Origin of the sequence: Arthrobacter sp. B6 (genome assembly GCF_001663775.1) — a bacterium.
Lineage (GTDB): Bacteria > Actinomycetota > Actinomycetes > Actinomycetales > Micrococcaceae > Arthrobacter.
On record NZ_KV467168.1, the window covers coordinates 66,900 to 91,176 of the forward strand.

The window sequence follows — 24,277 nt, forward strand, 5'->3', positions numbered from 1 at the left end:
AGTGACTACAGGGCCACGCTGTCCGCGTAGACGAGGCGCGGTACGCGGGCGCTGCGCTCGCCCGGCACAGGGTCGGCGTCGAGCAGTTCGTGCTCCTCCACCAGCACCCGCCAGAGTGAATCCGGGTTGCCCGGCTGGCGCAGTCCCGGGATCCCTGCCGCGTCCCCCGATGGCGTCCCGGCGTTCGGCGGCAGGTTAAGTGCCCCCGACCAGGTGGCTCGGAATCCCCCGCCTTCTTCCACGCTAACGGCCAGCAGCAGCCAGCTGGACACGGTCTGCCATTCCAGGTCTCCCCCGCCATTGGTCCGGCTTTGTACCGAGGCACGAACGGTACGGGACTGCTGAAGCCGTGATGCCCGGGTTGCGGCGTCACCGGTGGGGCTGTCGGCGGTGAGCTGTTCCCCCGGCAGGCCCGGTGCTCCGTGGGGATCCCAGCGCAGCCAGCTGACGACGCCGGTCAGGGTCACCTGGACGTGCCCGGTGTCCGGCCGGCTGACCGTCAGGGTCCGGGCGGGCAGCGGCTGCACCCAGCTGGTCAGCGCGACCGGTGACAGCTCGCAGCCGGCAATGGAGTGCGGCTGGTACCGGGCCACGGCCAGGCGCAGGAACGGCCACAGGGCGGAAGTCTCCTGGACGGCGACGTCGGCAAACCAGCGGCCGGTTGCTTCGTCGTACTCCGGCCGGTAGCCCAGGACCCGTACTGACGGGCGGCCCCGGACATCCCGCAGCGGCACGGACGCGGCAACAGCGACAGGGTTCCCGGGCGCGTCAGGCCACCCGCGCTCCCGCCCGCCGGGAGGCCGGCCACCGAGGGGCGGCCTGGCGCCGACGCCTTCCGCGGCACCCGTTTCCACCAGGTCCAGCACCAGCTGGTCCAGCGTCAGCAGGGGCGGCACGGTGGGCGAGGACGTGCTGCCGCCGCGGTGAATGATCGGATCTGCTGCCCACAGGCTGGTGGCACCGTCCGGAGCCTGCCGGACCTTGGGCCTGCGGACCCAGGATCCGTCCGGCTGCTGCACCCATTCATCGGGGTCGAAGACCAGGACCCCCAGCAGCTCCCCGTCGCCGGAGGAGAACCACGGCCGGGCAAGCCAGATGCGCACGCCGGACCGCCGCACCTGCCGCCAGGCGAAAGGGCCAGCCGGTTCGGCCCCGGCCTCCCAGCGCAGCAGCGGCACGGCGTCCAGCACCAAAGGCGCGGCGGGACGGGCTGACGAGGGGATGTCGAGCTCCACCGGCACGCCGGCGAGTGCCGGATCCTCAGGGTCGGGAACGCGCGGGAAGTACTCGGCGTACCGGGTGGCGCCTGAGGGCACGTACGTGACCCGCCGGTAGTGGGTGTCCTGGAATGTCTGCAGCATCCGGTGAAAGCCGATGTTCCCGAGTGACTGCGCCAACGGGCCGGTCGGCAGGAAGTCGTACAGGAACAGCACCCCGGTGCGTTCTGCCTCGGCGACGGCGGAGCGCACCACGACGTCGGACCTGGACACTGTCTGTGGCCCCGCAGCGGTGGGGTCATCGATGGTCTCGGTCCACCGGGCGCGCACGAGCAGGGTATCGGTGCTGGCGCCGTGCACATCCACCAGTCCGGTGAGTGCCACCACCGCACGGCCCGGCGGCCGCAGGAACACCTCAAGGGCCTTAAGCTCCGGCGGCCGGACCGGGGCAGGCACGGCGTGTACCAGACGCAGGTCCGCCGACGGTGTCAGCCACCAGGTCCAGCCCGAGGATGCAGCCCTCATGAGGGCGGCCGCGGCCACCACCTCGTCCGTCGTGTAGCCGTCCTCCGGGTCGGCGACGCTGGCCAGGTGGGACCGCCACAGGCCGAACTTGTCCAGCGATGCGGTGTCCAGGGTGCTGGAGAGCGCCACGCGCACCTGCTCTCCCGGCGGGACGGACACGTGGACTTCGTGGCCATCCACGCGGGCGACCAGTTCGTCCCCTGGCTCCAGCACGAGCCTCAGCGGCTGCAGCGACGGCCACTTTCCCGGGTAGGGAACGGAGACGGACTGCAGCGCCCGCGGCTCACGCAGGCCATGTGGCGCGCCGGCCTCATGGAACACCAGCGAAACACCGCGGGCGAACGGGTCGGGCAGGTACGGCAGCCGCAGGGCGTCGGTGTTGTGCACCACATACTGGCCCTCTCCGATGGGCCGGCCGCGCTCGGTGGTGATGTCCGCCAGTGTTGCCCGGTGTGCCGAGCCGGTGTCCGCCCCTGGCCGGTCGGCGAGGGAAATGCCAGCCTGCTCGTCGGTGGCCCGGGCATCGGTGAGGCTGGGCACGAACTGCTCCAGCAGTGTCCCGCGTTCGGCCAGGGCCACTGCGTAGAGCCTGCGGATCTCGGCGGTGTCACCGGTGCCGATCGCGGCGTCGAAGTATCCGGCGGTCTCCGCCTCCAGCTGGGTGGCCTTCGGCGGCGCGATGTGCCGCTCGGCGGAGAAACGTGCGTCCGGCCCATCCCCGGGCGGCAAGCCGCTGCGGACCACCAGATGGGCAGGCTGCTCGCCGGTTCCCAGCTCTTGGCGGGCCACCACGGCCGGCGCGGGAACCGGCTCCCACCGGAGGTAGGGACGCGGGGTGGTAACGACGGGCCGGGCGGCCAGGCGGACTTCCGCGGGCAGTTGCAGGTCACTGTTCCGCGCCAGGCCGGCGAAATCCTCAGGACTAATGCGCAGCTGGGGACGGACACGCAGTGCGTCGCGTGATTCCGCGAGGACCCTCGACGCCGCAAGTACGTCGTGGAGCACACGCTGGGCCGGCGCTACCTCCCCGGGAGCCGCGGCGCGGGCCACGAGGCTTTCCAGCGTGGCGTCGATCCCCGGGTCACCGGAGAGCAGCTCGGCAGGCAGTGCGCCGCCAACGGAACCGTTCCCGGCGGTCCGCAAATGCTCGACGACGGCGTCATGCAGGGCGGCCGCCACACCGCCGCGGTCGCGCTCGCGGTACGAGGTCCGCAGCCGGTCAAGATGGGTGCGGGCCGCGTCGACGGCGGCCTCGTCAGGGGCACCGGAAGGCGTTCCGGGCTGGGGCGCCACCTGCGGCACGGAGTTGCCGGCCAGGTCCACGGCCAGCACCCGGAAACTGTAGGACGTGCCGTACCGCAGCCGCGGCAGGGACCCCGGTTCAACCCTGGTGATGATGTGGGCCCCGTCGACCGGCTGGTCCGGCGGGGTTTCGACGACGGCTTCCGTAGCGCCGTCGGCTCCGGGCGGCTCGACGTGCACGATGGTCAGCCCGGGCCGCGGGGCGGACAGGCTCCAGCCGTCCCAGCCGGCGACCACCTCATGGAGGTAGTACCCGTTGGTGGTGTCGCCGGGGGCCCGGTTGAGCGCGGAGAGCTGGAGGAACCCGACGTTGGGCGCGTCGTCCAGGACGGGCACGTTCCCTGGCTGCCCGGTCACCGTGACCCGGCGCCGGTGCAGGCTGTGCCACTGCCTGGAGGCGTCGTCCCAGACGTCCACCCTGAGGCCACGGACGAGGTCGTCCAGGAGCAGCTCGCGGCTGCCGTCATCTGCGGCCAGCTGCTCGGCCTGCTCCACGCGTGCCCGCAGCTGGGCTGCACGGTTGCGGCGCGCGAGGGCGAAGCCCGTAGCACGCAGCGTGCCGGGCGCGGATGCCGCAGGGTCACCGTTGGCTTCGCTAGCGTATTGGCGGGCGAGGTTGCGGGTGTGCTGGTCGAGTTTGAGGCCCGATGCGTCCGGGTCGGTGTCGAGCACCACCCAGTCGTCGTCGCCCAGCGGAAGGGCTCCTCCCACCCAGGCATTGCTTGACCTGGCCGCAAATACCGGGCCGTCCACCACCACCGAGGTCCGCCGCGGCGGAAGCACTTCCACATCGGGATCCGGCGAGGAGACCGCGACGCTCACCCAGGCGGCGCCGGCCAGCGCGGCCCGTGCCCCGGCTGCATCAACGCCGTCGATTACTACGTCGATGGCGAGGCCCAGCCGGCGCAGCAGCGCGGGAGTCGAACCGAAGGACGCTGTCTTGGCGTGGAAGTCATGCCGGGGCCGGTCCGGACGAGGCGTTGGCGGCGCGTCCGGATCCGGCTCGGTCCGCGGTTCCTGCTGCGGCTGCTCGGGCCGCTCGTAGTACCGCCGCATGGCGTGGGCGTCGACCATCAGCTGCAGCCGCGGATTGGCCGACAGGTCCTGGCCCACGAGCCGGTCAAGGTTCCGCGTCACCCGCAGGTCAGCTTCGGGGTCGTCCAGCAGCACCTGTACAGGTGAGGGGTCATCGGCGATCTCCGACTGGTACGGCGGCAGCGGCGGAAGTTCACGGCCGTGCCCGCGCTCCGGGTCCGCGTCCTCAGGGTCTGTGAGCGGACCGATGGTGGCCAGGGTATCCCGCAACCGCCGCCCTGGGATTTGCAGCGCGCGGCGTGCCCGGGCCGGGGCATCCCGGAGCAGCCGCCGCAACGCGCCCCGCTCGTCGAGGTTGGCGAGCGTTTCCAGCAGGCCGCCCGCCACCGGATCAGTTGCCAGTCCTGGCTTCAGCGCCGGTGCGGCGGAGATGGCTGCGAGGTGCAGGTCCACGGCGTGGTCGCTCATCCGGCTGGCGGGATTGGTGTGCCAGGTTTCACCGGACAGCACGGGCGCGGGGAAGGCTTCCACCGGCGTCCCGGGCGGCAGGACGGCGGCCCACGAGGCGGCGTCGGTTGCGGACACGACGCGCAGGGGCAGTGCAGTGCCCGCATTGAGGGACGTCGTCAGCGTCAGGGTGCAGCCTGCCAGCGTGCCCACCCAGTTTGCGGCCGCGGGATAGCCGGCGAGGAGGGCACCGCCGCCCGTCAGCTTGTGCGTGATGAAGACGGTGAGGTGGAACGGTGCGTCGTCTGCCAGCGAGTAGGGCAGCGCGGTGGCCAGGACGGTGGTGGGCATGAGGTCCTCCTGCTTAGGCGGGCAGTGGCGCGAAGGCGTCGCAGTAGGCTTCCCAGTCCGCGTTCGTGCCGTCGTCGTCGGGTGGCATCACCTGGTACATCGTGGGGTCGCCCTTGGAGCCGGCCAGCTTGCGTTGCACCGAGATCTCCACGGAGGCGGAAAAGAACAGCACCTCCACCTCGACCACCAGCGATGCCCGGCCGATGAGCTTGCCCGTCTGGAAGTGGTAGATCAGCGACAGCTCAAGGGTGATCGAGGCACTGACCAGGCCCAGCACGTCCACCTCGCCGCGGATGCGGAAGTAGGCGGCCAGCATGCCTTTGTCCGCCTCGAGCCGGAGGTACACACCAACGGCGATGGACACCGAGCCGGACGCCACTCCCAGGTCCACCGACAGGCATGCACACGCTTCGAGCCCCAGTTCCAGCAACACCAGGCCCTTGGGCGACGCCCGCAGCACCAGCCACCCGCCGCCGCCGATGCACATCACAGTGAGCCTGAACGGCGCGTCCTTGGCGCAGAAGTTGAACCCGACCGTCAGTGCCTCGCCGAGGAAGGGGACCCGGGCGTCCGCGCCCAGGGAGATGTTCTCGAGGCTGAACACGCCGACGGACACGTTGGGCAGTGCCAGGTCGAAGCCCGCTGTGACTCCGGACGGGGCGACGTCCACGTAGGGCGGGTCCGAGAACCCGTCGAACGGGATAAGTTCGCGCAGCCGGTCCACGAAGGACAGCGGCCCGAGGAACCCGACACCGCCGAACACCACGTCCACCTCGGGTTTGCCGGCGGATCCGGCGTGGAACCCGATACGCCGGAACATCAGCCTCATCAGGGCGGCGGAGCCGTCGCCGATCAGGTTCAGGTCGAAGTCGACGATCTCCGCCACGATGTCCACCGCGGGCGGCGCGCTCGCTGCCGCCCGCACTTCGACGTCAACGTGCAGGGCGTGCTCGTCCTGGGGCTTGAAGATGTTGGGAGCTCCCGGCAATCCCCATGGCCTGATCGCCGGGCGCCAGCGCAGCTGTGCTGTGACCTGTCCGCCGGCTGCCCCCTGTAGCAGCTGTGCCAGCCCGTCGGCATCCGTAGCGAGATCCGTGAGGGTCTTCAACGCCTGCACCGGCTTTTCCAGCGCCGACCGGACGGCGGCTGGAACACCCGGGACACCGATGGCGTCCAGCAGCGGCTGCAGCTCCCCGGCGAGGGCGACGGCGGCGGTGCTGACTTCGTGCGGGCTGCCCGGCAGGCCCCGGACGGCCGTGATGAGCGCGTCGAGGCGTACCTCCAACGCTCCCCTCCGGGCCTCGAGCCGGTCCTTGGCGTGCTGCGCCACGGCCCGCGCTCCGTCATGGGCTGCCGCGGTGACCTCCCTCGCCAGACGTGCCCCGGCGTCGTCGAGCGCGTTCCGGAGGCGCTGGGCCTCGGTCAGCAGCCTGGCCACTGCGTCGAGCGCATCGGTGACAAACGCCGGCGCCTCGTCCAGGGCGGCTACCTTGAGCAGGTCCAGCAGGCTGAACAGGCCAAACAGTTTGGGCATCGCTCCGGACAGGAACGACGCCGGATCGAACGTGGCGGCGTCGAACGGCGAGGGCGTGCTGCCGCTCTCGCCAATTGCGCCCAAGGCGCGGGAGATCCCCCTGACGGACAGATTGGGGGCGATGAAACCGCCTGCCCGGTCGGAGCCGCTGCTGAAGTCGACGGCGGCGGGCGGGCTCTTCAGGGCCAGCACCAGCTCGCCGGCGTTGGGCGTCCCGGGCACCGGCTTGTCGCCGGGACCCCGTGCGGGCAGGCCCTCGGCAAGGTAGGGCTTGGCGAAGACAAGGTCGACGGCCGGCGCCTGCGGGGCCAGGTGCCTCATGGCCGGCACCACGGCCCGAGCTTCCGTCAGGAAGGGCCGCGACGTGACGTTCGTGTGGTCGATCTCGCCGTCGAAGACCAGATGTGCCACGTCAACCGACGTGTCCCCCGCTTTTACCGGCGGGGCTACGGCGACTGCCTGCCCGCGGCCCTGGATCTGCCGTACCGGGAAGTACCGCGGCGAGGCATTCTCGGCGTGGAAGATGAACGTCTGGGGTCCGTCCCTGCCGGCCTGGACGAAGACGAGGGGTGCGGCCCAGCTGCGGATCCCGCCACCGCGGTCCAGCGTGGCCAGCGTGAACGGGAAGGGCACCCCGTTGCGGGTGGGCACAAAGGGTTGCTGGTTTTCGGGCGGCTTGTCGATGTCAGGCGTGACCAGCGGACCCACGGTGACCTGGCCGAAAGGGTTGTCCCTGTCAGCTGGTGGATAGGTTCGCGTCGGCTGGCGCACCACGATGAACCACCGCTGCCAGAGGTAGGCTACCGGCCGGTCGCGGTGCCTGACCTCGCGCTCGGTGATCTTCACAAGGAAACAGCGGTGCCCGAACGGGAAGAGGATCCCGGGATAGGCGACGCGGACGTAGCCGTCCCGACCCATGTACGCCTGGTGCCGGTAGTCGACGATGTTCGCCGGGAGCTCCCACGACTGCTTCCAGTCGAACCAGGCGCCCAGGCTTGAGAGGGAGAGATTGCTGACCAGCAGCGGCGTGTCGGCATTCGCGGGGTCGCCACCGTTGGTCTGGTCGACGATGGCGGTGCGGTCGAACGGGATGAGCGGCTGGTCGAAGCCCGGCGCCGGCAGCTCACTGTCGCGGGTCCAGAGGGCGCGGACGATGCGCTGGTCCGCGTCGCCATCGTCCGTTCCGGTGCCTGTGCCTGCGCCGGTGCCTGTGCGGACCGTCAGGTGGGTGCGCCAGAGTTCGGCGCGGCCGGGCGGGCCCAGGGGCGTACTGGAGTGCCGGAAGGCGCCCAGTCTGCTGGGCGAAACGATCAGGCGAAATGGGGCCTCGATGGCCGTCTCCAGGTCTCCCGGCTTGTGGACGCCGCGGTACCCGGCTTCCCCGGCCGGCGTCGCGTTCGGCGAGACTCGCAGGCGCAGGCCCCCGAGCGCTTCCAGCACTTTTTCCAGCGTGTACGTGATGCGGGTACCTTCGGGGACCGCATAGACGAGGCGGCTCGGGCCGGCAGCCAAGTGGCCCGACGGCCGTGGTGGCTGCGCGGGAGGGGGCGGCGGTGCCCCTGCCTGCCAGACTTCCTCCCCCACGTGCTGCGGCGGGAAATGGACGATCAGGGAGGCGTCCGGGCCTGCAACCAGCTCTGCTCCGCCGTCGGTGGGCTCGATGCTGCAGCCTGGGGCCTCGAGCCGCAGGTCGATGAGGTCCTGCGTGCGAAGCAGGCGGACATCGACGGGTGGTTCTTCATCCCGTGGCGGCATCAGGCAGGCACCTTCCGGGGTGTCACGGTCAGCCGGATGCCGGCGTTGGCGCCGAGCAGGTCCTTGGAGAACTCCGGGACGCCGATCCGCCCGCGCCAGAACTCCGGGGTGTCAACAGTGTCGGCGAGGAAGTCCTTGTCCTCCGGGTTCCAGTCCCTGACGGCGGTGGGCACAGTACTCGTCCAGGCTGCCCACGCCCGGGGCAGTCCGCGCCCGGGGCCGGGAGGTTCGATGTCCACCAGCAGGGTGTCAGCCCAGTCCTCGGTCTGCTCCATATGGTCATCGAAGAAGAATCTGCCCTGCCGTTCCTGGATGGACATCAGCCGCAGCTTGAGCGCGTGCCGCAGGCGGGGCACCTCCTTGCCAGCCACCCGCGGGCGGGGCGCATGCGACGACAGGAAGGTGGTCAGCAACGGGACGGGCGAATCGATCGGATTCCCTTCCTTCCAGTGTTCGATCTGCACCGGGCAGAAGTGGGCGGCACTCTGTTCGTGGACCAGCACCGGAAGCCCCCGGATGGCCAGGCCCACGTCCAGCTGGAACTCGATGTCATGGGGAGAACCGCGGCCGACGGTGAAACCCACCAGCTCAACCTCGATTTTGAGGTCGCCAAAAAGGAACCGCTGCAGGTTCTGGTATCCCTCTTCAGAGTTGACGATGCCGTAGCGCCCGCTGTGGCTGCGGTGGACCACCGCCAGGGGCGCACCCCTGACGGCCGCGTTTTCAATCTGCACCAGGCCGTCGCTGCGTGCCCCAACCGCTTTGGAGGACAGGCCAAAGGCCACGTCGTAGTCCTCCGGATTGGATCCCACCAGGCAGAACAGCTCATCCACCGGGAACCCGTCGTCGGGCATCCGGGTCCCGCTGAACTCATCGCGTGTCCGCCGCTGCCGCAGCGCCGGCGGCGTGAGGTATTCATACATCCGGTCCGGCCCGAAGATGTCCGCGCCCTGGAACCCCGTGGCATCGCGGATGCGCTCCAGCAGGCCGAAACCTACGGCGAAGCTGATCCCGCCGTGCGGCGTGGCATAGGTGAACACCCGGGCCACGTAGTTGGCGCCGGCGGCCGGGTCGATCCCGCCGCCGTCCCCGGCGAGCTGTTCCGGGATCACGCGCTGCAGAAGAGAGCGGCAGATCAGGCCTCCCATCGAATGGGCCACGAGGAAGACCTTGGGTGCGCCGGTCTTCTCCAGGACCAGCTTGATGAGCTCGAACAGGTCCGCGGCTGCGCGTTCGAAGGAAAAGTTCTCCGGGTCCTCGGAAAACGTTGCGGCGGCGTCGTCGTAGAACCGGTGGATCCATACGGACGCCGGATTCACCGTGCCGGCGTCGACGCTCTGGAGATACGCCCACTGGTCACCGTGGACGGGAACCTCGTACTTGTGGTCAGTGATCAGGCGCAGCATCGGCGACTCGAACTGGTGGAACTTGGCGCGGCCGGCGCTGTCGGCACGGACGTGCACCGACCCCTGGCTGAAGCCGTAGAACGGATCGTCCACCGCACTGTTGATCGCTGTGCCATTGCCTGCAAACCCGCGGACGTAGATTACCGGGAGCCTGCCGTCGTCGCCGGGATTGCCCATCTCGCAGCCCTCTTTTCAGGAAGTAGGCGCCCCGAACCCACAGGGGGACCACGGGCACACTCGTGCGGGAAGTACAGCACGCCCGCCGTTACTGCGGTGTTACCGCCCTTGCCGGCGCCGGGGACTCCGGGCCGGAACCCGGGCAGAACCCCGGCCACGTGGCGATAACGCAGCAGTAACGGATCCACCGCTCTACTTGATCAGAAGCCGCTGCACCGAAGGAGCACGCCATGACTAAGACCGCCCCCCAGCCGCACTGTGACGCCAGGCCGCAAACACGGCCACTGCTCCGGCCGGACCTTTCCCCGGCCAGGGATCGCCTTATACGGCTGCTGCGGCTGAAATGGGTCAATGGAACGGTATTGCACTACTGGTTCCTCGACGGCCCGGCTCCGCAGAAGGAAGCGGTGCGGAAAGCCTTCAAGGAGTGGAAGGACCTGGGAATCGGCCTGGTCTTCACGGAAGTGGCAGACCGCAGCGAATCCGAAGTACGGATCGCCTTCGACCAGGCGGACGGCTCGTGGTCCTACGTTGGACGGGATGTCCTGAGCATCAGCTCCAACGAGCCCACCATGAATTTCGGCTGGGACCTGACCGATGACTACGGCCGGACCACCGCACTGCACGAGATCGGGCATACCCTGGGCATGCCGCATGAGCACCAGAACCCGTTCGCCGGCATAGTCTGGGACGAGCCCAAGGTCTATTCCTATTTCACCGGCGCCCCGAACCATTGGACGCCGGAGCAGACGCTCCACAATGTGCTGCGGAAGATCGACGCCAGCGAAGTGGAAGGGTCCACGTGGGACCCGGATTCGGTGATGGAGTACTGGTTCCCCGCGGGACTGATCAAGGAGCCTGCACGGTTCAAGACCGGACTGAATCCCCCGGGCGGACTGTCCGACGCCGACAAGGAATGGGTGCGCAGGTTCTTCCCACCGTTGGAACCCACTGTTCCCGAGCTGCAGCCGTTCCAGTCGGTTCCCCTGTCGCTGTCCCCGGGCGGCCAGGCGGACTTCTCACTCCAGCCGGCGGACTCCCGCAAGTATGAGATCGCCACTTTCGGCACGGCTGATACGGTCATGGTGCTCTTCGAAGAGATCGACGGCGAGCTCCGCTTTGTGGCGGGTGACGATGACAGCGGCGAGGACCGGAACTCCCGGGTCACCGCAAAACTGTTCCAGGGCCGCAGCTACGTTGTCCGGGTGCGGCTGTACTGGGCGGGTGAATCGGGCCAGACCGCCGTGATGTGCTGGTAGGCCGCCGAATCCAATCTTGAGCAAACCTTATGCATAACACCGCTGATTCCTGATTCTCGTACTGGACCATCAAGGCAGCCGGGGGTGCAAGCCAGCAGAGGCAACCGGATGGGATAAAGGTGGAACGCCATGGCACACGGGGACGGTCCGTCAGGAAGCGCCGGCGACGGCACCGATTCCGCAGCGCCGTCCCAGGTTGAGGCACAACACCAGGGCATTATGGTCATCCGTACCTGGTGGGAACCGGAGCACGCGCATGGCTTCCGGGCCAGGGTCACGTCCATCCAGCCTGCTGAGGCCGGGCCAACGACAGTCACCACAGCGGATCCTGACGAAGTCCTGGCTGTTGTGCGCCGGTGGCTGCTCGCCCGGCCGGGAACGGCCGGCAGTCAGTAGGGGTCCCCCGGCCGTACCGACTGGCTGTCCCGGACAGCGTTGACCAGCCGGAACATGGCGTCCGACGGTGTCAGTCCCATCTCCTCCTTCAGCTTCTTCCGGTACTTCTCGAAGGCGCGAATGGCGGCAGCGGCATTGCCTTGCCTGCTTTCAGCCTGGATCAGGAGCCCAACGGCACTTTCGTACAAGGGCTCAACCTCCAACGCCGCCTCAGCTGCTTCCAAGGCGGTCTCGTAATCTCCGTGGGCCAATGATTCGCGGGCAATGATGTTAAACGCATGGAGGCGCTCCTGGCTTAGCCTTCCCTGCTCAAACAGCACCCAGTCCTCGTACCAGCCGGGGAGCAGTTCGGCGTCCCGCAGCAGAGGCAGGCAGGCAGCCATGTTTCCGTTGAGCCCGGCCTGGCCCAGGGCCCGGATCCCGGCCCGGACGCGGTGAAGGTCCACATCCACCTCGCTGTTCAGCGACAGCACGGCGCCGTCGTTGACCAGCAGGCCCGGCAGCTGCCGGGACACCAGGTGCACGCTGACGCGGAGGCTCTCAAGCGCCCTCGCCTCAGCCTTGTCCGGCCATAACAGGCCCACGAGGTAGCTCCGGGGACGGGGACCGGTGATGGCCAGGGCAGTAATGAGCCGCTGTTGCCGCGCCGCGACATGCACGACGTCGGTGTCACGGCTGAGTTGCCAAGATTGAAGCAGGCGCAGCTGAAAATGGCCATAGCCGTCGTCGCCCATGGGTTCCCCCCATTTCAGTCTGGGTCTGATGAGCTGGAACTGGTGTAGCAACGACGATCCGCAGTTTGGTGCGGGATGTCAATGACATTCGGCCCGTGTCGGACCGGGAGCCGCAACGCCTGGTGCCGCCGGGGGCCGTAACGCCCGGATAACGTCCCCGGGCTAGTGTTCGCGGCATGGCTCAGAATCAGGATTTCGACGGCGGCGGCTACTCTCCCGGTTTCCTTGGCGAACCTCTGGAACCGCCGGTGACCGATGCATCGCTGGAGGACGATACCGTCCAGCTCGAGGGGTCCGGCATCATCCCGTACACCCACTTTTCGCTCGCCCTCAGCAAGTCCCGGCGGTTCGCGCGGTGGGTGGCCTGGAACATCGACGGCGGCAGCCTCAAGAGGGTCAGCCGGAAGGGCATCTCCTTCATTAAGGATCCCCGGATCCCGGCCAGTTTCCAGAACGGTGATGAGCTCTACAGCGGCAACCGCCTGGACCGCGGGCATTTGGCCCGTCGCGCGGACCTGGTGTGGGGCGACCTGGCCGAGGCGAAAAGCGCAAACGACGACTCCTTCTTCTTCACCAACATCGCGCCCCACATGGACGACTTCAACCAAAGCAGCAAGGACGGCGTCTGGGGTCGGCTGGAAGAGGCGGTTTTCGCAGACGTCGACGTTCAGGACCTGAAAGTCAGTGTCTTCGGCGGGCCGGTTTTCCAGGACAATGACCGCGAATACCGGGGCGTCCGGCTGCCCCGGGAGTACTGGAAGATCCTTGCCTACGTCGAGCAGGGCGTGTTCAGGAGCAACGCCTTCCTGCTGACGCAGAACCTGAACCCGTTCGAGTCCCTGGATCTGGATGAATTCCGGGCGTTCCAGGTTAGCGCGGCCGAACTTGAGGAACGCACGCGGCTGCGCTTCGCGGACGCGTTGCGGGGCGCGGATGCCTTCCTTCCGCTGCCGGCTGCCGGCGACCGCGAACCGCTCAACGGCCCCGCCGATATCCAGTGGTGACCGTCAGCCGCCCAGGCCTCAGCCGCCCAGCGTTCTCAGTCATCCACTCCTGCAGGAGGTAGGGCCGTGCCGCTGCGGCAGCCGTTGAACGTGGAATTCGGGCAGGAAGCATCGAAGCCCATCCCGAACCTGGCGAAGGCCGCCCACGCGGCGGCCCGGACCGCCGTGTACTCCTCTTCGGAGAGACGGCCAGTGTCCGCCATGGACCTGAAGGCGCGCAGGACGGCATCACGGGCTGTCAGGAAGGATGGATTCTTGGGGGTCAGTTTGAGCCCGTCCACCACAGCCTGCCACGTCAGCCGGTAGCCGCGCTCCTTGCTGCCCAGGGCGGCGCCGACGCCGCGCGTCACCTGCATCAGGGCAGCACACCAGATCTCGCCGACGTCGTGTACCTGCTGGTACGAAAGGTCTGCGTTGTCTGCCCCCGCGACCTGACCCGTCCCTTTGCCGATGTCGCCGAAGGTCCCGGGATACTGAGCGCTGTACGGGCGTTGCCGGATGCCGGTTTCACGCCCCGTTACCCAGCTTCCGGTGACCAGGCGCTCGCTGGTGCCCGGGAAGTTATTGATGGTCAGCGCGAAGAAGTCGCTCCAGCCCTCCCCCATGGAAACAGACTGTTCCTCGTTCAGGCCTTCCGCGTCCAGCATGCCACCCACCAGCCGGTTGGTCACGCCGTGGACGTACTCGTGGAAGACGACGTCAGAATCGTTGGCCGTGTGGCGGCCGGTAGAGGTGACCAGGCCCATGTTCATCAGTGCAGCCACGCCATCGGCGCGGGTGCTCATGTTGGCTGTGCCGAACACGCGGCCGGGATGGGCGAGGGCATCGACGGGGTCCGCGCCCCGCCCCTTTCCAGTGGGATTGGAGAGCTGGAAGTTCCCTGATTCCTCGCTGAATCCCAGCATCAGGAAGAAATCGTGCATGTAGTTGCAGAAGTAGAAGATGTTGGTGATGAACTGTTCCGGGCTGTCGGGGTCGGGGGCAAAGACACCTCCGCTGTCCGCCGCGGGGATCTCATACGGCTTCCGCGTGGTCCCGTTCAGTGCCCGCACGTTGTTGCCGACGGTGGCCAGCTTCCCGTTCACCGCGGCTGTCCATGCTGCGAAGGCCGGGAAGCCGGCCGGCACATCCACCGGGTATTCACTGGCAGGCAGCGGGAATGGAACCTCGCGGAATTCGGTATCGGCAGGGTTCCTGCTGATCACGCGCCCGCCAACGGCGCGGCTGACGGAGTCATAGAAATAGAGGATCTCAGGTGCATCCGGATCCTTCGTCCGGTCATCGGCCTCCACAAACGCCTTGTACTGGACCACAAGGTCATCGCGGGAAATGGTGAAGAACCAGGTGAGCCGGAAGCTGCCGCCCATGTCCAGGTACACCAGCCGGGCAGGAATATCCTCCGCGAAGGCGCCCCTGCTGAACGTCATGGGCCGGGCCGGCAACGACTGGAACGACAGCCGCCGGAAATCGCCCTCTGAAATGGTGACTTGCTCCAGCTCGTCGTCGCCAAAGTTGCCCCTCAGGGTCCTCGCCTTAGCCGCTTCGCGGACCGCCACCAGCAGGGCCGCTTCTGCCGGGACCGCAGGTTTGGAGGGAAGGTCCGGCGGCACGCTCACCGTGTCACCCACCAGCCGGTCCACCGCCCCGTCGCTGTGCAGCCAAACCTTGGGTGACATGGACCATACCTCGATGCCGTTGGACATCTGCTGCAGGCTCACCACACGCAGCCCCTCGGAGGTTGTGGTGACCGTCGGGTCGGCTTCGAACTCTGGCGGTTCCTCTGCCCCGAAGCCCACCGCCTCCGCGACGGACCCGGCATATGACTTGGCTTGGGCGATGTAGTCCGTATCGGTGGGTTCGACATCGTCGGCGAATCCGGGCGCACGGACGGACCGCAGTTCGCAGCGGTGGCCCGTGAAGCGGTTCACCTTTTCGGGTCCGGTGCTCAGTTCCTGCTGCATCCGGGCCGCCGCCCGCTCTGTCCCTTCCCGCAGGCGTTGGGCTCCGCCGCGCTCGGCGAAGCGGTCGTAGTCCAGGTTCCGTTGGTCGATGATGTTGTCCATGACGTGATCCCTTCCAGGTGTTCAGAGTCCCGCGAGTGTCAGCGCCGCCACGGTGACGGTGCGTGCGATCGCGGCGGCGTACTCGGTGTTGTGGCCGGCGTCGTCGAGCGTGTCGCCGGGGAGGTGGTATTGCCGGGTGCCCGTCGCGGGTGAGGTGTCGGCGAAGAAGTTCTCGGAGACGGCAACGGCAGCCCAGCCACGTTCGTGGAAACTTGCATGGTCGCTGCGCCCGGCAGCCGGGTCCGTGCTCCCGGTGAGCCTCTGGACCTCCAGGCCGGGCTCCACTGCCGCCACCGCCTCTGCGACGCGGTCACCGAGTGCGTTGGATGCGGCCACTGATGGCCCCGGCACCGCCGAACCCGCGTGTATCTCTACCCTGTGGGCACCGTCCTGCAGGCCTGCGATCATGTCCATCTGGAGCACGGCGGCGATCCTGTCTTCCCTGGCGGCTGCGGCGCGTGCGTAGAACTTGCTGCCGATGAGGCCTTGCTCCTCGGCGTTGAACAGGACGAAGCGGACGGTCCGCGCCGGCGTCCGGCCCCGGGTGGCCATGGCGCTGAAGGCCTCGGCCGCCGCGAGGACAGCGGCGGTGCCGCTTCCGTCGTCGTCGGCTCCCGGCGCAGGGTCGGTGCGGGGATCGTAGGGACGGGGCCTGCCATCCGGATCGAAGAAGGTGCCGTAAGCCGCCGTGGAATCGAGGTGCGCCGTAAGAAGTACAGCCCCGTCTGACCCCTCGACCCGGTGTTCTGCTTCCACGTTGGCGAGCCGGTGGCCGCGCCACGTGAATGGCTGCAGCGTGACGGTGAGGCCCAGGCCTTGGAACTGTGCCGCCAGGGCTTCCACAACCGCCATGTTGTCGGGGTTGGAGGCATCCCGGCTGCTGACTATCCGCGGCTCCCCGCCAACAAGCGGGGCTGCACCGGAGATGCGGGCGATGTGCCCGCGGATCGCTGACGACGTGACTGCGGCGCCCACGGCGCCTACCGTTTCGGGAGACGGACCAGCCGCTGCGAAGCCGGCCCTGGTGAACCTGGCGGCCAGCTCCCCGGCGTCGAGCTCGCCCGGACGGCCCAGCAGGCCGGGGTCGGGAAGCAGCCGCTCCGTATGGCCATGGCGCGCGCCGGGGATGTGGAGTTCCTCCAGCGGGGTGCCGGCAGCGGCAGCGATGTAGACGCCGCCGGGTGCCGGACCGAGGGAGGCCACGGCGTGCGTCAGCCCCGTCAGGCCGCGCGCCATGAACGTGAAGGCGGCGGCGGCGCGGGCCTGGCCGTCGGCCGGCAGCGGCGCTGTTCCCGGCGCCGCTGTAAAGCCCGACGGACCTGCAGGGCCCGACGGCGGCGGGTCGGACGGCGGCGCGACCGGCCTGTCGTCCCGCACCAGGAACGCCACACTATCGTCCACCGGCGTCCGCTGGTCCACCGAGAAGCCCCTTTGCTCCAGCTGCTCCGCGCCGGTATCAGTGGCCATGGCAAGGACAAGCCGTGCTGACGGGACATGCACGGGGACAACCTCGGCGGCGTTTGCCACAGCGTTGAGGTCCCTGAGCGTTCGCTCCGGCGGCAGGTCAATGCGGATCCACGAGACCGGGCGCCCTTCGAGTGCCGCCCTCGCAAAGACGGGATGGGGAGCCGTGCTGAGTCCCGCCTCGCGGGCAAACGCCCGCTCATCCGGATCTTCGCCGACAAAAACGCAGTCTCCCGCGGCGGCACCCGCACTGGCCACGGCGTCGTCGAAAATACCGCGTGAATCCTTGCGGCCCCACCGGATCAGCGAGCCGTCACCGAAACGCCCCGGGAACGCTTCCTCCAGCGCGGAGGCGGCGTGTGAGCGCGCGCGTGCGCCTGGGCCCGGATTCGAAATGGTTCCCAGCCGCGTGTCGGCGAGTGTGGCGAGTTCGTTGAGGACCTCCAGGACGCGGGGCCGCGGCCGAAAGGTCAGCGACCCGTCCGGGGCGCCGCTTACATCCGCGAGTGTCGCTCCGATATCGAAGAAGACGGTGGCCATCTCCATGCCTCCAGTAACATGCGCCAGGTGAGCTAGGCCCGGGCCACGTACGCCCCTGCTTCGCCGAACCCGACGATGTCAGCCTTGCCGCCCCCGGTCACGTCCACCACGAAGCGGGGATGCCGTTCGATCCGCCAGCCGCCCGCGGCGTTCGCGTACCCGAAGTGGGTGTCAACCAGGCCGGGGTTTTCAAAGGCGCCGCCGCCCAGGTTCCGGGAGAGATAGACGCCGGCGTCGCCGAAGCCCACGATGTCCGGGAGGCCGTCGCCGGTGGTGTCCGCCAGGAAGCGGGGGTGCCGCTCGACCCGCCATCCTCCGGCGACATAGCCGAAATTGGCGACAGCCAGCGTTACGGGGCCGTAGCTGCCGTCCGCCTGCGCGAGCGAGACATAGGTCCCGGAATCCCCGAAGCCCAGGATGTCCGCCCGCCCATCACCGGTCAGGTCTACCACGAACCGCGGGTGTTTCTCCACCCGCCAGCCGCCGGCAACGTAGGCGAAGTTGTCCACCACGCGGCGCAGGGCGTCGTAGCTGCCGTCCGGCTGGGCGCGGGACACGTAGACGCCGGCGTCGCCGAAGCCCACGATGTCGGCGCGGCCGTCCGCCGTAGTGTCGGCCAGGAACCGCGGGTGTTTCTCCACCCGCCAGCCGCCGGCGTCGTACCCGAAGTTGTCCACTACCAGCCGCAAGGCGTCGTAGCTGCCGTCCGCCTGTGCCCGGGAGACATACACGCCGGCGTTGCCGAAGCCGACGATGTCCGCCCGGCCGTCCGCCGTGGTGTCGGCCAGGAACCGCGGATGGCTCTCCACCCGCCAGCCGCCGGCAACGTACCCGAAGTTGTCCACCACGCGGCGCAACGCATCAAAGGTGCCGTCGGCCTGGGCGCGGGACACGTACACGCCGGCGTCGCCGAAGCCCACGATGTCCGCCCTTCCATCCCCCGTCGTGTCGGCCAGGAACCGCGGGTGCTTCTCCACCCGCCAACCGCCGGCAACGTAACCGAAATTGTTCACGGCCAGGTGGGGCGCCTCGAAACGCCCGTCCGCCTGGGCCCGGGAGAGGTAGACGCCGGCGTCACCGAAGCCCACGATGTCGGCCCTTCCGTCCGCCGTGGTGTCGGCCAGGAGGCGGGGGTGGCGGCCTACCTGCCAGCCGCCTAAGGAAGCCCCGTAGTTGCGTACCAGGAGCTGCGGTGACCAGCCCAGGTGGGCAGGTGTGTAGCCGCAGAGCGTGAAGGTATTGCCTTTCATGAGGCAGGGGACGCCGCCGCCCGCAGAACAGTTTTCGCAGTTGCCGTTGGCGGTCCCGTACCTGCCCCAGTTCCCTCCGCAGTTGCAGCCGCTGACCGCGTACTCGTCGGGGCAGCCGAAGATGTGTCCGGTTTCGTGGGCGAAGACCCTGTCGATGTTGTCCGGTCCCCAGCCGTCGTTGTTGTAGTCCATCACGATCCGCGGACCGCCGATCGACGCGTAGGCGAAATGCCCTAGTGGGTACTTGGTGAAGAAGCCGCAGAAGGTCCACCGGGTGCCAAAGCGCGTCCGCAGGTCCTCCACGTAGGCCGTGACGCCGCTCCAATCGGCGCTGAAGCCGATGGCGCCCATTGCCGGATTCCGCCACAGGCCCTCCAGGTCCGCGGCAGCCGGGTCCGCCGGAGTGGCCAGCGTGACGTTCTGGATGTCATACGCAAAGCTGATACCCGCGATCGGGTTGGTGGTGGCAAGATAACCCAGCCCGTTCTGGACCTCCGCCACCACCTTCAGGACCTCTGCGTCCGAAAACCGCAGCGCCGCCGTCGGGCCCTGGACTATCACTATCCCCACCGCAACGGTGCCCTCCAGGTAGCTGCTGGTGGGGGCGGCGGCGAAGGCGAGGCCGTCGTCGCCGGCTTCCGACTCCCCCACGGACACGACGGCGGTGCAGCCGCCGGTCATGTCCCAGGGCTCCCCCTGGCGCGGGCGGTTGTCCTTGGCCGTCCGGAACTCCTGCGAGTCGCGCAGGCGGAGCGCTCCAAGGCCCAGCCGCTCCGTCTGGGTCAGATCCTCCGGCGGCGCGTCAGGCGCCAGCCCGTTCCGAAGCGGTCCGCCACCCTCCGGGACAACGGCGATCCGGATCCGCCCATACTGGTGGATCGGCGGGTTCGGCTCCGCACCGCTCCGCAGCCCCGGAAAATCGTCCAGGACGGCCTGCTCCCTGATATTCAAATCTCCAGACATTGCCCTCTCCTCACCCAGGCGTACAGCAAGGACTATGCACGGCAGGGCGTTACTGGAGTGTTACGGCTTGTGCGCAGGCTCGTCCGGCCAGTCAGGGGGCTCCCTGCCGGAAGCGTCCCACGGCAGGCCGTTCCCGGGGCGGACCTTTCCTTCGCGGCGGGACAGCCAGGCGTCGACAAACAGCCGCTCCGGCGGCGTGAAGCCGGCGACCTCCTCCGCCGGAATTTCACCGGGGTACCAGCGGGTCCCCGGGACGTCCCGCGGCAGGGCAACGTCTGATTGGACCAGGACGATGGCAATCCGCGGCGGAAGCCATTGGAGCACGACGGCGTGCTGGCGCAGCTCCTCAAGCCAGCCACCGCTGACATCGCCCTGCTCCAGAACTACCAGTGCTTCGACGAACTCCTGGACCATCTGCTCCTCCGGACGGCGATAGGGCGGCGTTTAGGTCCGGGCTCCGTGGGTCTTCCCCCACCGTCCAGGAGCCCGCCTGCCGGGCCACGAACACCCAGTATGGGCAGGCGGCTGACACCAACGTTACGGGCCCGTCCGTTCCACAATTTACTTGGACGGCCTGACCACCATCGCCGAACCCCCTCCGCGCCTCAGCGGCTCGGCCGCGGCAATCATCTCTCCCTTAGGCCCAAACTCGATGGCAGTCGCGGCGCCGATCTCCGGCAACGACGTGAGGCCGTCACCTGCTTTGGTAAACACATGCCCCAGCGCTTCCAGGTCGCCGGCATATGCGTCAATGAACTCCTGCTCGGCGCTGATATTTTCTGTATTCCGCTGGGATGCCCGTGGGGCCGCGAGAGCCTCGGAGACGGTCATGCCCAAATCGACCCTGTTCAGGATGGTCTGCAGCACCGTGGTGATGATGGTGGAGCCGCCTGGTGAGCCAAGTGCCAGGAACGGCTTGCCCTCCTTCAGGATGATCGTGGGCGACATCGAGGAGCGCGGGCGCTTGCCGGGCTCAAGCCGGTTCGGGTCGGTGGGCTCATACACGGTGCTGAAGTCGGTCAGCTCATTGTTGAGCAGGAACCCGCGGCCGGGGACCACTATGCCGGAACCGCCGGTCTGCTCGATGGTGAGGGTGTACTCCACAACGTTGCCCCACTTGTCTGCCACCGTCAGGTTGGTGGTGGAGATGTTTTCGGTGTCCGTCTCGACGACGGCGGATGCAGGCGCAAGCAGGCACACACCGTCATACGACGCTACATTCCCTGCCGCGACAGGCTTCACAGCCGCAAGCCCGGGATCGATTTCGCAGGACCGTTCCTTGCCAAACACGGGGTCGGTGAGCGCTTTGGTGGGAACGTCGACGAACAACGGGTCGCCCACATACTTGGCACGGTCCGCGAAGGCGAGCGCGCTCGCCTCGAGGTAGTGGTGCAGCGCACCGGCAGCCGACATGCCGGTAAGGTCGAACGGCTCCAGGATGTTCAGTGCTTCGCCCACGGTCGTTCCGCCGCTGCTGGACGGTGCCATGCCGTACACGTCGTAGCCGCGGTACTCCACGTGCGTGGGCTCCTGGTCGATCGTCGTGTAGGAAGCCAGATCCGACGTCGTCAGGAAGCCGGGAAAGGCAGGAATCGATACAGGCGCAGTTGCGGGTGGCACCGGGGCAGGAGCCACCCACGTTGGATCCTTCGGCGGAGCCTGGACTGTCGCCGCGATCTCTGCCGCGAGGGGGCCGCCGTAGAAAGCGTCCGTGCCCTTCTTAGCGAGAAGACGGTACGTCTTGGCGAGGTCGTGGTTGTGGAAGATACTTCCGACCGCAGGTGCGTCGCCGCCGGGAAGGAAGAGCTCCCTCGTCGGCGTGAACGCCGAGAAGCGGACCTTGTTATCGAGGGTCTGCTGGCGGAACGTTTCGTCCACCACGAAGCCGCGGTTTGCCACTTTGATTGCAGGTTCGAGGGCTTCGCCAAGGTCAAGCGTTCCCCAACGCTCCAGCGCCCGTTCCCACGTAGCCGGCGTACCGGGGACACCTACGGAGACTCCGCTCGAGACAAGCTGGGCGAAGGGGTATGCGCTGCCGGTCGGATTCTCGGCTGTGATGGTGGTGGGGTTGATAAACGCATTGGTCGGCATGGTCGCCGGGGCAGTTTCGCGGCCGTCGATGGTGCCCACCTTGCCGGTCTTCGCGTCATAGAACACGAAGTACCCGCCGCCGCCGATTCCAGCGCTGTACGGCTCGGTCACGCCCAGGGTCGCAGCCGCGGCGACCGCGGCATCCACGGCATTGCCCCCATTGCGAAGGACCTTGATGGCCGCAGCAGACGCCTCCGGGTCCACGGTACTCACGGCCCCTCCATAGCCTGTCGCCGTCGGAACCTTGGTTATCTCGCGAGGATCGGCGGACGCCGGGCTGATCACCGCCCCGCCGGTAACACTTAGAGCCAGGACCGCCGTAACGGCAGCCAGTCGACGTCGAAAGGTTGGCATGGTCGCTCCCTGATGAGGGTGATGCGGGTTGGGGTGGGCGCCAGCCTACTCCGCGGCAGTTTGACATTCAACGGGTTTCGCCAAAGCAGGGGGCTGCGAGGGGGAGTAGCCCCCACCCCCTGCTCAGGCGGCTGGGACCGTGTTGCCCGGTACCGGATCATGCCTCAGGTACCGGCGGCGGAACCGTCCCGTGCCGGCAGTCAGTGCCCGCAGTTCCACCGCGTACTTCAGGAGCTCCTGGTCCGGCACCTCGGCGCTGATTTCGGTCAGGTCCGATCCGGAGGACGTGGTCCCGGTCAGCCGGCCGCGACGGGCGGAAAGATCACTCATCACGGACCCCACATGCTCATCGGACACGCTGATGATCACGGACGAAACGGGTTCCAGCAGCTGGATGCGGCCTGCTGACGCCGCTTCCCGCAGCGCCAACGCACCTGCCGCCTGGAATGCTGCATCCGAGGAATCCACGCTGTGTGCCTTTCCACCCACCAGCGTTACGCGCAGATCCACTACCGGGAACCCGGCGGCGACTCCTTTCTGCATCTGCGCCCGCACGCCCTTTTCAATAGACGAGATGAACGTTCCGGGGATCACGCCGCCCACGGTCTTGTCCACGAATTCGAAGCCGCCGCCCCGTTTCAGGGGCTCCACCTCGATGTCGCAGATCGCGTACTGTCCGTGGCCGCCGGACTGCTTGACGTGCCGCCCGTGGCCGGCGGAGGGGGCGGCAAAGGTTTCCCGGAGGGGCGTCACCACGCCTACAGTATGCAGCTTCACTCCCTGCTCCCTGAGGCGGTCCAGCACCACGTCGGCATGGGCCTCCCCCATGCACCACAGGATCTGCTGATGTGTTTCGGCGTTGCGTTCCACCCTCAGGGTTGGATCTCCGGCGGCCACTTTTCCTAGGCTGCGGGCCAGGACATCCTCGTCGCTGTGGGAATCGGCCTCGATGGCCACCGGCATCAGGGGCTCGGGTATCTCCCACGTGGCCAGGAGCAGGGGTTGCTCGCGCGAGGAGATCGTGTCCCCGGTCTCGGCGCTTCCGAGCTTGGCCATCGCGCAGATGTCCCCGGCGATGCAGTTGGACACCGGACGCAGGTTGGCCCCCAGCGGGGAGTAGAGGTGGGTGACGCGTTCATCCGTGTCGTGGTCCTGATGGCCGCGGTCGGCCAGTCCGTGGCCCCCCACATGCACCGCCGTATCGGCACGCAGCTCCCCGGAAAAGACCCTGACAAGACAGACGCGGCCCAGGAAGGGATCGATACTGGTACGGACAACCTCCGCCGCCAGGGGCCCGGCCGGGTCGCACGCCAACGCCCCTAAAGGGGCTCCGGCCAGGTCTTTCACGTCCGGCAGGGGGCGCTCAAGTGGCGACGGGAACGCCTGGGCCAGGACCTCCAGGAGTTCGACCGCTCCCACGCCGGTCGCAGCCGACGTGGACAGCACGGGAAAAAAGGAACCGCGGGCGACGGCGGTCTCCAGGTCCTCGACCAGCACGGCGGTATCGATCTCCTCGCCACCCAAATAGCGGTCCATCAGCGTCTCGTCTTCGCTTTCGGCGATGATCCCCTCTATCAGTTCGGCCCGGGCAGACTCTGATTCCTCCAGTTCGTTGGCCCCTCCCGCGCGGGGGGTGGGCCGCACCTCCCCCGGTGCGTATTCAGATACCGTCCCTGTGAGCAGTCCAAGCAGGCCGGTAACTTCGCCGCCGGTCCGGACCGGGACGTAGAGTGGCAGCACTGACTCCCCGAACGACGCACGGCAGGCGGCGAGGACGCCGTCGTAATCAGCCCTGGGATGGTCCAGCCGGGTGACGGCCACGGCCCGGGGCATTCCCAGATGTTCGCACTCGCCCCACAGCGCGGTGGTGGTGGCATCGATGCCGTCCACAGCCGAAACGACAAACAGGACCGCGTCCGCGGCCCTCAACCCTGCGCGAAGCTCGCCGATGAAGTCCGGGTATCCGGGGGTGTCCAGGAGGTTCACCTTGATGTCGCCGAGCTGCAGGGGAACCACTGATAACGTGACCGAGCGCTGCTGATGGACGGCCGAAGGATCTGAGTCGCTGACTGTGTTCCCGTCCGCGATCGTGCCCTTGCGCGTGATCATGCCGTTTGCGGCAAGGAGCGCTTCGATCAGCATGGTCTTGCCGGCGCCCGAGTGGCCCACCAGTGCCACATTCCGTACCTGTGCAGGGCTTTGGGCGGGGATCCCGGCGGAGGCATCGGACCGGCGGGCCTCCGGTCCGCCGCGGCCGGGCGTCCTCGCTGTGTCCTTAGTGCCTTTTACCGACATTTGGAACCTCCTGGCGTCTTTGCCATGCCACCCGGGCCGAACGTGTTACTTGATTCGACACCCTGACGCGCGGAACGGCAAGAGCACCGCGCGGATTCGTGGGCGGAGGGATAAT

13 protein-coding genes are annotated in these 24,277 nt (G+C 68.1%); 3 read left to right on the forward strand and 10 right to left on the reverse strand.

Translation table 11 applies throughout. The features are described from left to right. Positions 1-5: 5 nt before the first annotated feature. From AU175_RS00295 to AU175_RS00305, 3 genes are read right to left on the reverse strand one after another with little or no spacing between them, the layout of a single operon-like run. Positions 6-4,877, reverse strand: a complete 4,872-nt coding sequence (locus tag AU175_RS00295; RefSeq protein WP_066285000.1) for a hypothetical protein — start codon at positions 4,875-4,877, stop codon at positions 6-8. A gap of 13 nt (positions 4,878-4,890) precedes the next feature. Further along, on the reverse strand, positions 4,891-8,166 hold the full coding sequence (locus AU175_RS00300; RefSeq protein WP_066285002.1) for a hypothetical protein: 3,276 nt from the start codon (positions 8,164-8,166) through the stop codon (positions 4,891-4,893). Next, positions 8,166-9,749, reverse strand: coding sequence for an esterase/lipase family protein (locus AU175_RS00305; protein WP_066285004.1), 1,584 nt, complete (start codon positions 9,747-9,749; stop codon positions 8,166-8,168). Before AU175_RS00305 ends, AU175_RS00300 begins: the two co-directional genes overlap by 1 nt. A gap of 230 nt (positions 9,750-9,979) precedes the next feature. On the opposite strand from AU175_RS00305, the gene AU175_RS00310 reads away from it, so the two are divergent. Then, entirely contained in the window at positions 9,980-11,008 is a 1,029-nt protein-coding gene (locus AU175_RS00310; protein ID WP_066285006.1) for a M12 family metallopeptidase, read from the forward strand. Between the two features lie 129 nt (positions 11,009-11,137). Then, positions 11,138-11,404 carry a hypothetical protein gene (locus AU175_RS21540; protein WP_066285007.1) on the forward strand — a complete coding sequence of 89 codons (267 nt, stop codon included), beginning with the start codon at positions 11,138-11,140 and terminating at the stop codon, positions 11,402-11,404. On the opposite strand, the gene AU175_RS00320 is transcribed toward AU175_RS21540, so the two are convergent. Then, positions 11,398-12,138, reverse strand: a complete 741-nt coding sequence (locus tag AU175_RS00320; protein WP_066285008.1) for an AfsR/SARP family transcriptional regulator — start codon at positions 12,136-12,138, stop codon at positions 11,398-11,400. The genes AU175_RS21540 and AU175_RS00320 overlap by 7 nt on opposite strands. A 176-nt stretch (positions 12,139-12,314) precedes the next feature. Here AU175_RS00320 and AU175_RS00325 point away from each other — a divergent pair, with 176 nt between their 5' ends. Next, positions 12,315-13,142, forward strand: a complete 828-nt coding sequence (locus tag AU175_RS00325) for a DNA/RNA non-specific endonuclease (RefSeq protein ID WP_066285010.1) — start codon at positions 12,315-12,317, stop codon at positions 13,140-13,142. Between the two features lie 35 nt (positions 13,143-13,177). On the opposite strand, the gene AU175_RS00330 is transcribed toward AU175_RS00325, so the two are convergent. The 6 genes from AU175_RS00330 to AU175_RS00355 all read right to left on the reverse strand — a co-directional run bounded on the left by AU175_RS00330 (position 13,178) and on the right by AU175_RS00355 (position 24,162). Next, positions 13,178-15,205, reverse strand: a complete 2,028-nt coding sequence (locus AU175_RS00330) for a M36 family metallopeptidase (RefSeq protein WP_066285012.1) — start codon at positions 15,203-15,205, stop codon at positions 13,178-13,180. A gap of 21 nt (positions 15,206-15,226) precedes the next feature. Further along, positions 15,227-17,215 (reverse strand): M20/M25/M40 family metallo-hydrolase, encoded by a 1,989-nt coding sequence (locus tag AU175_RS00335; protein ID WP_231938400.1) that lies wholly within the window; start codon positions 17,213-17,215, stop codon positions 15,227-15,229. Between the two features lie 26 nt (positions 17,216-17,241). Next, complete coding sequence (locus tag AU175_RS00340) at positions 17,242-19,422, reverse strand: FG-GAP repeat domain-containing protein (RefSeq protein WP_066285014.1); 2,181 nt, start codon at positions 19,420-19,422, stop codon at positions 17,242-17,244. A gap of 60 nt (positions 19,423-19,482) precedes the next feature. After that, the gene (locus AU175_RS00345; RefSeq protein ID WP_066285016.1) at positions 19,483-19,836 is read right to left on the reverse strand and encodes a hypothetical protein; all 354 of its coding nucleotides are present in this window, start codon (positions 19,834-19,836) and stop codon (positions 19,483-19,485) included. Positions 19,837-19,983: 147 nt separating this feature from the next. Then, complete coding sequence (locus AU175_RS00350) at positions 19,984-21,867, reverse strand: gamma-glutamyltransferase family protein (protein WP_066285018.1); 1,884 nt, start codon at positions 21,865-21,867, stop codon at positions 19,984-19,986. 123 nt (positions 21,868-21,990) lie between these two features. Beyond that, entirely contained in the window at positions 21,991-24,162 is a 2,172-nt protein-coding gene (locus AU175_RS00355; RefSeq protein WP_066285020.1) for an elongation factor G-like protein EF-G2, read from the reverse strand. Between the last annotated feature and the right edge of the window lie 115 nt (positions 24,163-24,277).

Coding starts and splice junctions, on each gene's coding strand:
- AU175_RS00295 (WP_066285000.1), bottom strand. CDS start 4,877: ATGCCCACCACCGTCCTGGCCACCGCGCTGCCCTACTCGCTGGCAGAC.
- AU175_RS00300 (WP_066285002.1), bottom strand. CDS start 8,166: ATGCCGCCACGGGATGAAGAACCACCCGTCGATGTCCGCCTGCTTCGC.
- AU175_RS00305 (WP_066285004.1), bottom strand. CDS start 9,749: ATGGGCAATCCCGGCGACGACGGCAGGCTCCCGGTAATCTACGTCCGC.
- AU175_RS00310 (WP_066285006.1), top strand. CDS start 9,980: ATGACTAAGACCGCCCCCCAGCCGCACTGTGACGCCAGGCCGCAAACA.
- AU175_RS21540 (WP_066285007.1), top strand. CDS start 11,138: ATGGCACACGGGGACGGTCCGTCAGGAAGCGCCGGCGACGGCACCGAT.
- AU175_RS00320 (WP_066285008.1), bottom strand. CDS start 12,138: ATGGGCGACGACGGCTATGGCCATTTTCAGCTGCGCCTGCTTCAATCT.
- AU175_RS00325 (WP_066285010.1), top strand. CDS start 12,315: ATGGCTCAGAATCAGGATTTCGACGGCGGCGGCTACTCTCCCGGTTTC.
- AU175_RS00330 (WP_066285012.1), bottom strand. CDS start 15,205: ATGGACAACATCATCGACCAACGGAACCTGGACTACGACCGCTTCGCC.
- AU175_RS00335 (WP_231938400.1), bottom strand. CDS start 17,215: ATGGAGATGGCCACCGTCTTCTTCGATATCGGAGCGACACTCGCGGAT.
- AU175_RS00340 (WP_066285014.1), bottom strand. CDS start 19,422: ATGTCTGGAGATTTGAATATCAGGGAGCAGGCCGTCCTGGACGATTTT.
- AU175_RS00345 (WP_066285016.1), bottom strand. CDS start 19,836: ATGGTCCAGGAGTTCGTCGAAGCACTGGTAGTTCTGGAGCAGGGCGAT.
- AU175_RS00350 (WP_066285018.1), bottom strand. CDS start 21,867: ATGCCAACCTTTCGACGTCGACTGGCTGCCGTTACGGCGGTCCTGGCT.
- AU175_RS00355 (WP_066285020.1), bottom strand. CDS start 24,162: ATGTCGGTAAAAGGCACTAAGGACACAGCGAGGACGCCCGGCCGCGGC.